The sequence below is a fragment of the Gemmatimonadota bacterium genome, assembly GCA_016704275.1.
In the GTDB taxonomy this organism is placed as follows: domain Bacteria; phylum Gemmatimonadota; class Gemmatimonadetes; order Gemmatimonadales; family GWC2-71-9; genus Palsa-1233.
In genome coordinates this window covers 187,424-199,380 of record JADJAK010000003.1, presented here as the reverse complement: position 1 = coordinate 199,380, position 11,957 = coordinate 187,424, and the positions used below count along the sequence as shown (strand labels likewise).

Sequence of the window (11,957 nt, the reverse complement as noted above, 5' to 3'; positions counted from 1 at the left end):
GAAGGGATTCAACTTGACCCGTGGGAATCGTATCTTTCCGAGGATCGTGGTACAACACCACCCACGAACCCCCCGCTCCACTCACCACGACGGAACCTCATGACTGCACCCGACGTCGGCATTGCCCCGGATGCCTGGATCGGCCCGTACCTGGTGGCGGCCGGTCTCGTGCCGGAAGAGCGGCTCCCGGTGCTCGCCTCGATCAAGGACGTGCGTCTGTGGCGTTCGGTGGTCGACACCGGGCTGGCGACCGACGCCGCCATCTGTGCGGCGCTCGCCAGCCACTTCCGCCTTCCGGTCGCGGTGATGACCGGCGCGGAGCCCCGGGCCGTCGCGGTGCTCCCCGAGGCCGCCGCCCGCAAGTACCATGTGGTGGCGCTGGCGCTGGACGAGAAGACGGTCCGGATCGCGACCTGCGACCCGCGCGACTTTGCCGCGGAACAAGATCTCGGGTTCCTCACCGGCCGTGATGTGAAGCTCGAGGTGGCCTCGCCCTCGGCGATCAGCGACAAGCTCGACGAGTTCTACCGTCCCGAGAACTCGATCAACCGGTTGCTGCAAGGCCTCACGCCGACGTCGGTCGAGGTCCAGATCAGCGACAGCCCCGAGGAGCGCGATCCGGCCCTCGACGCCCCGATGACCAAGCTCGTCGATGCGATGATCTCCGACGCGGTGCAGGCGGGGGCGAGCGACATCCATTCGGAGATCGAGGCCAGCCACGTCATCGTGCGCTACCGGGTCGACGGCATCCTGCGCGAAGTGATGCGTCTGCCCGAAGCCGCCGGCGCGTCGCTGGTGCGGCGCGTGAAGATCATCGCCGGGCTCGACGTGACCAACTCGATGACTCCGCAGGACGGGCGCAGCTCGCTCAAGGTCGGCGGCCAGTTCGTGGACATGCGCGTGGCCACCGCCCCGGTCGCGCGACGCGGCGAGAAGCTGGTCATCCGAATCCTGAACAAGTCGAATCTGCGGGCGTCGATCCCTGCCCTCGCCCTGCCACCGGAAGAAGAGTCGGTGCTGATGCGGATGCTCTCGCACCGCGAGGGGATGGTCCTGGTGACCGGCCCGACGGGCTCCGGCAAGACGACCACGCTATACGCCGTGCTGAACCACCTGAAGACGGGCAAGGTGAACATCGTCACGGTCGAGGACCCGGTCGAATACGACGTCGACGGGATCTCGCAGATGCAGGTGAACGAGGCGCAGGGGTTCACCTTCGCCACCGCGCTGCGCTCGGTGCTGCGTCAGGACCCGGACATCGTGCTGGTCGGCGAAATCCGCGATGGCGAGACCGCCACGATCGCGATCCAGGCCGGCCTGACCGGCCACTTCGTCTTTTCGACGCTGCACACCAACGATGCCGTCTCCGCGCTGGTCCGCTTGCGCGACATGGGGATTGATTCGTTCAAGCTGGGCACCGTCCTCCGCGGCGTCGTGGCGCAGCGCCTGGTGCGCCGAATCTGCCCCCAGTGCGCGGTCGACCTCCCGTTGGACGAGGTGCCGGAGCAGGCGCGGCCGCCAGCGGGCTACGCCGGCGTGTATGCGCCGAAGCGCGGAGCCGGCTGCAAGGGCTGCGGCGGGACGGGGTACAAGGGACGGATCGCGGTGATGGAGATGTTGCCCATCGAGGGCGCAGTCGGGGGCCTGATCGAATCGGGTGCCTCGCAGCAGGCGATCCTCGATGCCTCGCGTCCCTACGGCATGCGGACGCTCTGGGAGGGCGGCCTGATCCGCTACTGGTCCGGCCAGACGAGCTACGAGGAAATTCATCGGGTCCTCGGCGAATCCCAGGAGCGCAGCGTCCACGCCAGCGCCGCGGCAACCGCACCGGCTGCCCCCACGGCCACGACGGCACCAGCAGGTTGGGCGGGCGCGGGCACGGCCGACGCCGACGGCAAGGGCGCGACGATCCTGCTCGCCGACGACGACGCCCAGATGCGTCGCCTGGTGCGCACCGTCCTCGAGCGCGAGGGCTTCGTGGTGGTCGAGGCCGCCGACGGACTCGACACACTCGCCGCCGTCGAAACCAAGGGGATCGACCTGATCCTGCTCGACCACGACATGCCGCGCCTGACCGGCCTTGGCGTGCTCGAGGAATTGCGCGCCTCCGTCGCGACAGCCGCCCTGCCGGTGATCATGCTGACCGCGCGCACCGATGATACCGAATCCCAGGCGCTTGAACTCGGCGCCCAAGACTACCTGACCAAGCCGGTGCAACCGCGATCACTGGTCGCGCGCGTGCGCGCCGTGCTCAAGCGCACCAGGATGGAGTGACCTCCCGATGATCCTGATTGTCGAAGACAGTCCCGACAACATGAAGCTCTTCCGCACCTTGCTCACCCTGAAGGGCCACGAGATCGTCGGCCTGATGGGCGGCGAGGAATTGTTCGCGACCCTCGCCGCGAAGTTGCCCGACCTGGTGCTCATGGACATTCAGATGCCCGGCAAGGACGGCTTCGCGCTGCTCGCCGAGATTCGTGCGTCGGAGTACCGCGAGCTGCGCGTGGTCGCCCTGACGGCGCACGCGATGGCCGGCGATCGCGAGCGGGCGATGTCCGCGGGCTTCGATGGCTACATCACCAAGCCGATCGACATTCGCGCCTTCCCCGAGCAAGTGGCACGTGCGCTCGCGGGGGAATCGCCACAGAATGCCTAAGCGGCCGTCGCGCGGTCGGTCGAAGTCGCGCGGCTCGGCGGGCCGCCGTCCCGACCTGCCGCCCGACACCGGGCAGCCCGCATCGCCGGAGCCGGCGCTCGCGGAGTTGCCAGTACCCGAGCCGGTCCCTGTGGTTGTGCCCGTGCCAGTCGTCCGACCCGCGCCGCCGCGCACATGGGACACGGCCCCCGCCCCGACCATCACGCCGTCGCCACTCCTCGCCGATGCGCTGAGTGCCGTAGTGACGCGCGCGGCTGAGCAACAGGCCCGCGACGCGGTCGCCCAGGACCCACGAGTGAAACCGCGTCAGTCGGTGCCGTCGGGGTGGCTGTCGGCCGCCCTCGCCGGCTGGTTGCTCGTGGCGTTCGTCCTGCTGGCCCCGCCAGCGATCGCACGCGGCCCGGCAGACCGCCCGTGGCAGCCGCCGCGCGATGCCGCGGAGGCCTCGCTGCGTTATGGCCTCTGGTTGGCGCGTGGTCGAGTGGACGCCCTGGTGTTGGCGGAGGGGCGAGTGCCGCCCCGTCTCGGTGATGTCGGTGTCGTGGACACCAGTCTCACCCTGGTGGTCACCGGACGTCGTGCCTTTCGAATTGAGGGACGACAGGGGGCCCTGCGACTCTCGCTCAGCAGCAGCATGGCCGCGGACAGTTTTCTGGGGGCGAGCCTCGAGACGCTCAGGAGATAGCGTCGGCCTGACCTACCAGCAGACCACGGCACCGGGGGCGCTGAGGGCACGATGCGGGGCGGCGGCGGGCGGCCCGCGATAGATGCCGCACCGCCTGGGTGCGGCAAGGAGTCGGTCCGACGTGGCGATCGCGCTCCAGCCACCCGGGACGGAGGCCTCGAAGCGGAGTTCCACCCCGGGCGTCGGTGTGAAAGCCAGCGTGGTATCATTTTCGGTCGCGCCGAATTGCCGGGCAAACGTCCCGTGGCGGGCATCCCAGGCGGCCTGCTGGTCGTCGAGTCGACGTAGTTCGCCCAGGAGCTGAGCACGCGCGGTCGTGTCGCGCGTTCGAGCGGCGGCGGCCCGAACGAGCACCGCCACCACGACCACCAGGGACAGCACGGTCAGGGCGATCAAACGAAAGCGCCACGGTGGCGAAGCGGGCGACATAGCGGAATGCATGGATGGCATTTTCACACCGCGACGCGCCGCTGGCAACACTCCGTGCCAAGAGGAGGCTCCCGATGGATGACCTGCAAAGCCGGCGCGAGCTCGCCGAGGCGCTCGGGAATGTGGTCGCCAAGCATGCCGCCGAGGACGCCGCCGCGCGTGAGAAGCGACTGTCGCCGCCAACCGCCAGGCGGCGGAAACTGTTGCCCTTCCTGGTCCTCACGTGGGTCGGGCTCGCGTGGGTGTGGATTGCCCGACCCGCGCTGATCTTCGAACCGGAGCGGCCGAGACGGCACACGCCGGCCGAGATGGAGGCGTTGGCGCGAAACGCCCTCTACCTTCAGCGTGCGCGCGTCGAGTGGTTCCGCGCGGAGAGCGGGCGGCTCCCCGGGGTCCTCGGTGAGGCAGGGGATGTGGAGGAGGGGGTGAGCTACATCCTGACGCCGCCTGATTTCGTCTTGGTGACGCGCGCGGGGAAGTCGCAGTCGCTCCAGCTCACCAACCGGATGAATGCCGACTCGTTCCTTGGCGATGCCCTCGGGCGACTCCCCCGCCCCGTGGGTCAGTAGCAGGCCGGCATGCCGGGCCCGGGGACCTTGGCATTCGGGGCGTACGACTTGTGACCGATGTAGATCCCGCAGACGTCGGCGGCCTTGTTGGTCACCCGTGGGTTCTTGATCGTCGCGGACCACCCTGCGCCGTTCTTGTTCGTCGGAGCTCGGCGCGTCATGGAGATGGTGTTGCCCTGGCTCGGAATGAAGGAGATCCGCCCCGAGCCCCCGGCGACCACCTTTTCGGGTCCGCTGGTGATCCCGGCGGCGTAGTCGTTTGCGGCGGAGAAGTAGCCCTCCTGCAGTGCGACCAGGTTCTTCAGGTCGCTGATCATCGAGGCGCGCAAGGCGCGCTCCCGAGTGTACTGCAGGCGCGGAATCGCGATCGTGGTGAGCACCCCGATGATGGTCATCACCACCATGAGTTCGATGATCGAGAAGCCCGAGCGCTGTCGGATCATAGCGAGGATGCGGAAGGCGAGGGTAGCATATGCCTGCATAGTCGCTGGGCGGCGGCTGCCACGCAATACGCCCTGGTGCGTTTTGGAGGATAGATGACGCAGGAGAACCGACGAAAAGACCTGGTCGAGGCGCTGCAGGCGGTGGCGGATTCGCAGCGTGCCGAGGCGGCCGAGACACAACGGCGCCAGCAACCCCCGCCTCGGAACGGGACGCACCCGGCCACCATCTTCATTGGGATTCTCGCCGCTTGCGTGCTGGGGTGGCTCTGGATCGCGAGGCCCGCGGCGGTCTTTGCCCCCGACCCCGCCGCCCCGCTCACGCCGGCTGCCGCCGAGGCGCGGACTCGATTCGCGCTCTACCTGGAGCGGGCCCGTGTTGACGCGTATCGACAATCGAACGGGCGCTTGCCGACTTCGTTGGAACAGGCCGGATCGGTGGAAGAGGACGTGACCTTTCGGGTCACCGACGGCGGCGGCTACGTACTGGAAAGCCGCGCGTCAGGCACGCTCCTGCAACTGACCGACCGGATGAACAGCGACTCGTTTCTGGGCACGGCCGCCGTCGCCCCACCCCGTCAGCGCTAGTAGCAGGCGGGGACGCCGCTCTGGGTCACCGCGGCGTTGGGCGAGGCGGACACCGGCCCCATGAAGATGCCGCAGTGGCTCTGCACGCCCGACGAGATCCCCGGATTGGTCGCGACAGCCGACCACCCGCCTGATGTCATGGGCGTGGGGCCAGGGGCGAGGCTGACGGTGATCTGATTCCCGGGGCTCGGTGTCAGGGCAACTCGCCCGCCATTGCCCGGCACCAGCACCTGCGACGCGGCGATTCCGCCCGCGTAATCCCCGACCACCGAAAGGTGGCCTTCCTGCGCTGAGACCAGGTTGTGCAGGTCGGAGAGCATCGAGGCCCGAAAGGCCTTTTCGCGAACGTACTGAAGCCTGGGCAGGGCGATCGTCGCGAGAATGCCGACGATGAGCACCACGACCAGCAATTCAATCAACGTAAAGCCACGCCTCGACCGGGCCATGCCGCAATCTCCCCTCGTTGAGTCATACTCGGGCCCGGACTCGAACCGGGACGGGGTTGCCCCCTGGGGATTTTAAGTCCCCTGCGTCTACCATTCCGCCACCCGAGCCACGGCACCAATATGCTACCGAGGGCCGCCTCGCGCCGATGCCGCTATCTTCGACGGCGATGATCCGCCGCCTCGTTCCCGCCCTGTTGCTGGCCCCGGTGTGCACCGCCCAGGCGCAGCTCCCGCTGATGACGGCCCCTGCGGGCGTCCTCCGCATTGAGCTGGGCGGGGCGTTCTTCCCGACCGACCAGCTCCGGATCGACGGCGTGCGGCGGGAGCTGGGGAGCCGGCTCACCATCGGTTCACTCGACGCCGCCGCCACTCCCCTCCTCGCCAATGCCGAGGCCAGTCTCGCCCGCGTCCTCGGCCGTGCATCGGCGCCGCTCACGCTCGGAGGCCTGACGGCCATCGCCGAGCAACAGCGTGGCGTCGCGTCGCTCGGGCTCGCGGTTGGCCTCACCCGTCGGCTGACCTTCGCCGTCACCGTGCCGATCGTCTCGGCGCGTACCCAGCTCCAACTCCGCACTGATGCGGCCGGGGCATCGGCAGGACTCAATCCCGCCGATGCCTCGCTGGGCACGGCCGCCGGTATTGCCCAGACCACGGCGTTCTTCACGGCATTCGACGAGGCGCTCACGGCACTGAGCGGGCGGATCGCGAGTGGTGCGTTCACGAACCCGACGCAGCTTGCCCTCGCGCAACAGACCCTCGGCCAGGGCACCTCGTTGCGCGATGGACTCTTCACGCTGCTCGCCGATCCCGTCTCAGGATCGGCCGTGCTGCCCACCGCATCGAGCGCCGACGGCACGGCCGTGCTGGCCGCGATCACGGCCCTCGACGCGACCCTCGGCGGCGCGCTTGCAGGCCAGACCATCAGCGCGGCGCCGGCGCTCCCGGCCGCGGTGTTGACCAGCAGTGATCTCGACGCGCTGCTGGCTGCCCCGACCGGCTTCGGCATCACGAGGCCCGAAGACATTCCGCCGGTGGGCCTCGGCGATGTCGAGCTCGCCCTCACTGCAGAGGTGCTCCGGCGTGGGTCGCCGGGCGATGCGCACTGGCTTGGCGTTTGGGCACGCGCGGGCGCGCGGCTCTCGACCGGGAGTGCCCCGCGCGCGGGCTATCTCCTCGATCAAGGCACCGGTGACGGCCAACCGGACGTGGAGTTCGGTGGCGTCGCCGAACTGGGGCGAGGACGATTCGGGGTGCGTGGCAGCGCGCTGATGACACTGCAGCTTTCGGGGACCTCGGCGGAACAGCCGGGCACGCGCGACCAGTTGCTGCGACCATCGCGGGTCACGGCGCTGTTCGCGCGCAATCCTGGCGACCTGCTCACGGTGACCGCGCAACCGTTCTATCGGATCGTGCCGCACTTCGCACTCACCGCGCTGCTCCAATATCAGCGCCGCGGTGCCGATCGGTTGGCATGGGCCGATCCGACGCAGGCGATCGCCGGCCTCGATCTCGCCACCCTGGTCAACGGCACCGCCGCCAATGCAACGCGCGTCGGTGTCGGCCTCAGCTTTGTGCATGATGGAAAGAATCGCGAGGGGCTGCTGAAGATGCCGGTGGAGGCGGGCTTCTCGATCGAGCGCACGGTGGCGAGCAGTGCCGGTGTCGTCGCCACGCCGCTCACCTCGCGGATGGTGCTGCGGGTCTACAAGCCGATCACCGGGCGCTGACGCCCTCTCCCAGCAGCGCGCGCGCGAGGCCGCGTTCCGCCTCGCCATCTCCCCCCAACATCCGCGCCAGCTCCAGCACGCGGTCCTCGCCGTGGAGTCGCGTCACGTCCGACGTCGCCATGCCATCCCGTGTGGCCTTCGCGATGCGCAGGTGTCGGTCGCCGCGGGCGGCGATCTGTGGCAGGTGGGTGATCACGAGCACCTGATGCCGGAGGGCAACCTGGGCGAGCGCCGCGCCTACGCGTCCGCCCACTTCCCCGCCGATCCCCTGATCGATCTCGTCGAAGACCAGCGTCGGGACGGCATCGGCTCGCGCCAGCACGACCTTCAGCGCGAGCATCAGGCGCGAGAGCTCTCCGCCGGAGGCGACTCGTGCCAGCGGCCTCGGTTCCATCCCCGCATTCAACTGCACCTCGAAGGTCACCTCCTCGGCGCCGTGTTCACGCACCTCAGGCATCGACTGGAGCGTGACGCGGAAGCGGCCACCAACAAGGCCCAGCTCGGGGAGCAATCGCGTCACCTCGCGTGCCAACCGTTCTGCGGCGGCAGTTCGCTTTCCGGTGAGATCGGCCGCCAGCGCACGGAGCGCCGCATCCGCCGCGGCGGCGCGTGCCTCCAGCGCGCGAAGATCAAACGCGGCGCTGTCCAGCAGGTCGAGCTCGGCACGCGCGTTGTCGCGGGTGGCCAGGACGTCGGCGAGGGTGGCGCCATGCTTCCGCTTGAGCGCGAAGAGGAGATCGCGACGCCGCTCGAGTTCACCGAGTCGCGCCGGTTCCTCGGCGATGGCATCGGCGTACGCCGCCGCGGACCGCGCCAACTCGTCGAGCTGGGCATAGGCACCATCGAGGAGTGCCCGCCACTCGCCCACGGATGGGTCGTGCCGTTCCAATCCATTCAGCGCCCGCTCCGCGCGGCCGATGGCGGTGCGGGCCGAGGCGTCGTCGCCATCGAGGGCATCGGCCAATCGGCGGGCCTCCTCGCCGAGCGTCCCGGCCTGCGCCAGCCGCGCAATGTCCCGGTCGAGCGCTTCCTCTTCGCCGGCCAGGAGCTTCGCACCGTCGACTTCCTCCACGACGTGGCGCAGCCAATCGGCGCGGCGCATCGCCTCATCGCGACGCCCCACGAGCAGTTCCCGTTCGGTGCGCAGCATCGCGGCATCGCGCCACGCCTGCGCCACCGCCTCGGCTGCGGGGCCGGCATCGGCAAAGGCGTCGACGAGCGCTCGCTGTTCGGCCGCCTCGAGGAGCTGCAGCGTCTGGTGCTGGCCGTGCAGGTCGACCAGCGTGGCGCCGAGGGTGGCGAGCACCCCTGCCGTCGTGGGCGAGCCGTTGATCCACGCGCGCGATCGCCCTTCGGCGGTCACCTCGCGCCGGATCACCAGCGTCTCCTCCGCATCGAGTCCGGAGGCCTCCAACTGCCGCAGCGCCGCCCGCGGCACGCCGCTGATGGCACCCTCGACCACTGCCTTCGTCGCACCCGGACGCACCGCCGCCCGGTCAGCGCGATCGCCGAGCAGCAGGGCGAGCGCATCGACCAGCATCGACTTGCCAGCGCCGGTCTCGCCGGTGAGGACATTGAGGCCCTCGCCGAGTTCGAGGGTCACGTCGGCGATGGTGGCGAGGTCCCGCACCCGCAGGGAGGCAAGCATCACTGCTCGCGGTCGGAGAGGTCGCCCCAGTGCAGCTTGTCGCGGAGCCGGCGAAAGAACCCAGGATCGCCGAAGCGGACGAGAATGACGCGGGTCGGCGCCGGGCGGACCTCGAGGGCCTGCTCGGTCCCGAGCGACGCCGTTTCCTGGCCATCGAAGGAAACGAGCAGGTCGGCGGCACGGGGCTCCAGCGGCTCGATGCGGACCAGCGTGTCGCCCCGTGTGACGATTGGCCGCACGCCGAGGGAATGGGCGCAGATCGGCGTGACGATCATCGCATCGAGCGTTGGCACGATGACGGGGCCCCCAGCCGACAACGAGTACGCCGTCGATCCGGTCGGTGAGGCGATGACCAGCCCGTCCGCCGAGACGGGGCCCATCGGCTCGCCATCGATCAACACCTGGAAGCGCACCACACGGGCCACACCGCCCTTGTGGAGCACGACGTCATTGAGGGCGGTCTGTTCGGTGACGATGGTGCCGGCGGCGTCCACGATCGTGGCGTGGAGGGCGGCGCGTGGCGACAGCCGGTGCTCTCCGGCAGCGATCGCCGTGAGCGCCTCGACCACGCCGTCACGCGCGACGGAGGTCAGGAAGCCGACGCGCCCGAAGTTGACGCCGAGGATGGGGACTTCGCGGCCGTGCAATTGCCGGGCGCCGCGGAGCAAGGTGCCGTCACCGCCGAAGGTGACCAGCAGGTCGATCTCGGCGGGGTCGAACGGCGCCAGCGGGACCGGCGCCATTTCGGCCAGCTCCGCTGAGCCGGTGAGCGACCACCCGCGCGCCGCGGCGATCCGCGCCGTGTCGGCGAGCGCGACCCGCAGGTCGGCGTAGCGCGGGTTTCCGACGAGGCCGATGCGCAGGAGCGTCTCAGCGCACCAGGGCGGTGCGCAGTGCCTCGGTGGTGCGCCGGGCAATCCCCGTCGCGGTGAGATCGTACGCCTCGAGCTGCTCGGTGCGCGGCGCCTGCAGGATCAGCTCGTCCGCGATGCCGATGGCGATCACTCGCACTTCGGGGTGGGTGCGCTGCATCCGCTCGGCCAGCATCGCGCCAAAGCCGTTCACGACACTCCCCTCCTCGACGGTCACGAAGAGCCGACAATCGCGCGCCAGCTCCTCGATCATCGCCTCGTCCACCGGCTTGATGAAGCGGGCGTTGACGGCGGCCGCCTCGATGCCCTGGGCGCGAAGGAGTTCGGCCGCTTCCTGCCCTGGCAACGCCATCGTGCCAACGCCGAGAATCGCGACGTCGCGCCCCGGGGTGAGCAATTCCCACGTGCCGTAGGGCACGGCGGGCACCGACGCCACCGGATTCGGATCGGTCGGCGCCTTGTCGCGCGGATAGCGCAGGCAGGCCGGGCCATCCAGCGTGAGCGCCGTGCGCATCAGGCCGACCATCTCGTCGGCATCCTTCGGCGCCATCACGGTCAGTCCCGGCACCGCCAGCATGTAGGGGATGTCATACAACCCCATGTGGGTCTGGCCGTCCTCACCCACCAGCCCCGCGCGGTCCATCGCGAAGATCACCGGGAGATGCTGCACCGCGATGTCGTGGATGATGTTGTCGTAGGCGCGCTGGAGGAACGTCGAGTAGATGGCGACGACCGGACGGATGCCCTGCGTCGCCAGGCCACCGGCGAAGGTCACCGCGTGCCCTTCGGCGATGCCGACATCGAAGAAGCGGGTCGGATGCGCCTTCTCGAAGATGTTCGTGCCGGTGCCGCTCGGCATTGCGGCGGTGATCACCGCGAGCTCCGGATGTTCGTTGCCGAGCGCGACGAGCGTGTCGCCAAAGATCTGCGTCCAGGTCGGCGGCCCCGAGGCCTTCTTGCGCGCCTCACCCGTGATCGGGTCATACGCCGCCAGACCATGCCACTTCTCGCGATTGGCTTCGGCAAACGAGAAGCCCTTTCCCTTCTCCGTCAGCACATGCACGACGCGCGGCCCCTCGAGCTTGCGCACGAACGCCAGCGTCTCCGTGAGCTTGTCGAGGTCATGGCCGTCGATCGGACCGAAATAGCGGAAGCCGAGTTCTTCGAAGAGCATCCCCTCGGAGAAGAGATTCTTGGCCGACTCCTCGATGTTCTTGGCGAACTCGACGACGCCATCGCCGAACACGCCGCCGAGCTTGAGGGTGACCTTCTTGATCTGGTCGCGGAGACGATTGGTGCGCGGATCGGCGACGATCCCGCCCAGCATCTTCGAGATGCCGCCGACATTGGGCGAGATGCTCATCCCGTTGTCGTTGACGATCAGGACGATGTCGCGATCGGAGTGGCCGGCGTTGTTCAACCCCTCGTAGGACAGCCCACAGGTCATGGCCCCGTCGCCGACGACCGCGACGACCTTGTAGTCGAGGCCGTTGAGGTCGCGCGCCGTGGCCATGCCGAGCGCCGCCGACATGGCGGTCCCGGCGTGCCCCGCGCCGAACTGGTCATGCGGGCTCTCGTCGCGCTTCAGGAAGCCCGAGACGCCGCCCTTCGTCCGCAAGGTCGGGAACGCATCGTTGCGGCCGGTGAGCAGCTTCCACGAGTAGGTCTGATGCCCGACGTCCCAGACGACCTTGTCGGTCGGCGAGTCGAACTCGTAGAGGAGCGCAATCGTCAGCTCGACGACACCGAGGGAGGCACCGATGTGGCCGCCGGTGATCGAACAGCACTCGATCAGACGATCACGAATCTCCTGGGCCAGCTGGGGCAGCTGGTCACGCGAGAGCTTCTTGAGATCGGCAGGGCCCTGAATCTGGGCGAGAAGTGACACGGTCAATCC

Annotated in this window: 12 protein-coding genes and 1 tRNA gene; 6 read left to right on the top strand and 7 right to left on the bottom strand. The window is 69.1% G+C overall.

The features are described from left to right. The first annotated feature begins 99 nt into the window (after positions 1–99). Genes tadA through IPG05_08510 form a run of 3 tightly spaced genes read left to right on the top strand, consistent with a single transcriptional unit; the run spans position 100 to position 3,341 of the window. Positions 100–2,274, top strand: coding sequence for a Flp pilus assembly complex ATPase component TadA (tadA, locus tag IPG05_08520; protein MBK6495132.1), 2,175 nt, complete (start codon positions 100–102; stop codon positions 2,272–2,274). 7 nt (positions 2,275–2,281) lie between these two features. Next, positions 2,282–2,656, top strand: a complete 375-nt coding sequence (locus tag IPG05_08515) for a response regulator (GenBank protein MBK6495131.1) — start codon at positions 2,282–2,284, stop codon at positions 2,654–2,656. Next, a complete protein-coding gene (locus IPG05_08510; protein MBK6495130.1) occupies positions 2,649–3,341 on the top strand; it encodes a hypothetical protein in 693 nt (230 codons plus the stop codon). Before IPG05_08515 ends, IPG05_08510 begins: the two co-directional genes overlap by 8 nt. Before the next feature lie 12 nt (positions 3,342–3,353). Here IPG05_08510 and IPG05_08505 read toward each other — a convergent pair whose 3' ends face one another. Then, positions 3,354–3,791: a hypothetical protein gene (locus IPG05_08505; GenBank protein ID MBK6495129.1), complete on the bottom strand. Its 438-nt coding sequence runs from the start codon at positions 3,789–3,791 to the stop codon at positions 3,354–3,356. Positions 3,792–3,844: 53 nt separating this feature from the next. Between IPG05_08505 and IPG05_08500 the strand changes: the two genes are divergently transcribed. Continuing rightward, complete coding sequence (locus tag IPG05_08500) at positions 3,845–4,339, top strand: hypothetical protein (GenBank protein ID MBK6495128.1); 495 nt, start codon at positions 3,845–3,847, stop codon at positions 4,337–4,339. On the opposite strand, the gene IPG05_08495 is transcribed toward IPG05_08500, so the two are convergent. Then, on the bottom strand, positions 4,333–4,782 hold the full coding sequence (locus IPG05_08495; GenBank protein ID MBK6495127.1) for a prepilin-type N-terminal cleavage/methylation domain-containing protein: 450 nt from the start codon (positions 4,780–4,782) through the stop codon (positions 4,333–4,335). The two genes, IPG05_08500 and IPG05_08495, sit on opposite strands and share 7 nt — an antisense overlap. A 93-nt stretch (positions 4,783–4,875) precedes the next feature. Between IPG05_08495 and IPG05_08490 the strand changes: the two genes are divergently transcribed. Continuing rightward, the gene (locus IPG05_08490; GenBank protein ID MBK6495126.1) at positions 4,876–5,367 is read left to right on the top strand and encodes a hypothetical protein; all 492 of its coding nucleotides are present in this window, start codon (positions 4,876–4,878) and stop codon (positions 5,365–5,367) included. Here the strand turns inward: IPG05_08490 and IPG05_08485 are convergent. Next, complete coding sequence (locus IPG05_08485) at positions 5,364–5,813, bottom strand: prepilin-type N-terminal cleavage/methylation domain-containing protein (protein MBK6495125.1); 450 nt, start codon at positions 5,811–5,813, stop codon at positions 5,364–5,366. The two genes, IPG05_08490 and IPG05_08485, sit on opposite strands and share 4 nt — an antisense overlap. A 25-nt stretch (positions 5,814–5,838) precedes the next feature. Further along, positions 5,839–5,921: transfer RNA gene (locus IPG05_08480), tRNA-Leu, on the bottom strand. A gap of 59 nt (positions 5,922–5,980) precedes the next feature. On the opposite strand from IPG05_08480, the gene IPG05_08475 reads away from it, so the two are divergent. Beyond that, positions 5,981–7,540, top strand: a complete 1,560-nt coding sequence (locus tag IPG05_08475) for a hypothetical protein (GenBank protein MBK6495124.1) — start codon at positions 5,981–5,983, stop codon at positions 7,538–7,540. Here IPG05_08475 and recN read toward each other — a convergent pair. From recN to IPG05_08460, 3 genes are read right to left on the bottom strand one after another with little or no spacing between them, the layout of a single operon-like run. After that, positions 7,527–9,188: a DNA repair protein RecN gene (gene recN, locus IPG05_08470; GenBank protein ID MBK6495123.1), complete on the bottom strand. Its 1,662-nt coding sequence runs from the start codon at positions 9,186–9,188 to the stop codon at positions 7,527–7,529. The two genes, IPG05_08475 and recN, sit on opposite strands and share 14 nt — an antisense overlap. Next, on the bottom strand, positions 9,188–10,105 hold the full coding sequence (locus IPG05_08465; protein MBK6495122.1) for an NAD(+)/NADH kinase: 918 nt from the start codon (positions 10,103–10,105) through the stop codon (positions 9,188–9,190). Before IPG05_08465 ends, recN begins: the two co-directional genes overlap by 1 nt. Continuing rightward, positions 10,059–11,948 carry a 1-deoxy-D-xylulose-5-phosphate synthase gene (locus tag IPG05_08460; GenBank protein ID MBK6495121.1) on the bottom strand — a complete coding sequence of 630 codons (1,890 nt, stop codon included), beginning with the start codon at positions 11,946–11,948 and terminating at the stop codon, positions 10,059–10,061. Before IPG05_08460 ends, IPG05_08465 begins: the two co-directional genes overlap by 47 nt. Between the last annotated feature and the right edge of the window lie 9 nt (positions 11,949–11,957).

Bases quoted from the DNA above. Each gene is read 5' to 3' on its own strand.
- IPG05_08505 (MBK6495129.1), bottom strand. From the start codon at position 3,791: ATGCCATCCATGCATTCCGCTATGTCGCCCGCTTCGCCACCGTGGCGC.
- IPG05_08510 (MBK6495130.1), top strand. From the start codon at position 2,649: ATGCCTAAGCGGCCGTCGCGCGGTCGGTCGAAGTCGCGCGGCTCGGCG.
- IPG05_08475 (MBK6495124.1), top strand. From the start codon at position 5,981: ATGATCCGCCGCCTCGTTCCCGCCCTGTTGCTGGCCCCGGTGTGCACC.
- IPG05_08485 (MBK6495125.1), bottom strand. From the start codon at position 5,813: ATGGCCCGGTCGAGGCGTGGCTTTACGTTGATTGAATTGCTGGTCGTG.
- IPG05_08495 (MBK6495127.1), bottom strand. From the start codon at position 4,782: ATGATCCGACAGCGCTCGGGCTTCTCGATCATCGAACTCATGGTGGTG.
- IPG05_08490 (MBK6495126.1), top strand. From the start codon at position 4,876: ATGACGCAGGAGAACCGACGAAAAGACCTGGTCGAGGCGCTGCAGGCG.
- tadA (MBK6495132.1), top strand. From the start codon at position 100: ATGACTGCACCCGACGTCGGCATTGCCCCGGATGCCTGGATCGGCCCG.
- IPG05_08515 (MBK6495131.1), top strand. From the start codon at position 2,282: ATGATCCTGATTGTCGAAGACAGTCCCGACAACATGAAGCTCTTCCGC.
- recN (MBK6495123.1), bottom strand. From the start codon at position 9,188: ATGCTTGCCTCCCTGCGGGTGCGGGACCTCGCCACCATCGCCGACGTG.
- IPG05_08500 (MBK6495128.1), top strand. From the start codon at position 3,845: ATGGATGACCTGCAAAGCCGGCGCGAGCTCGCCGAGGCGCTCGGGAAT.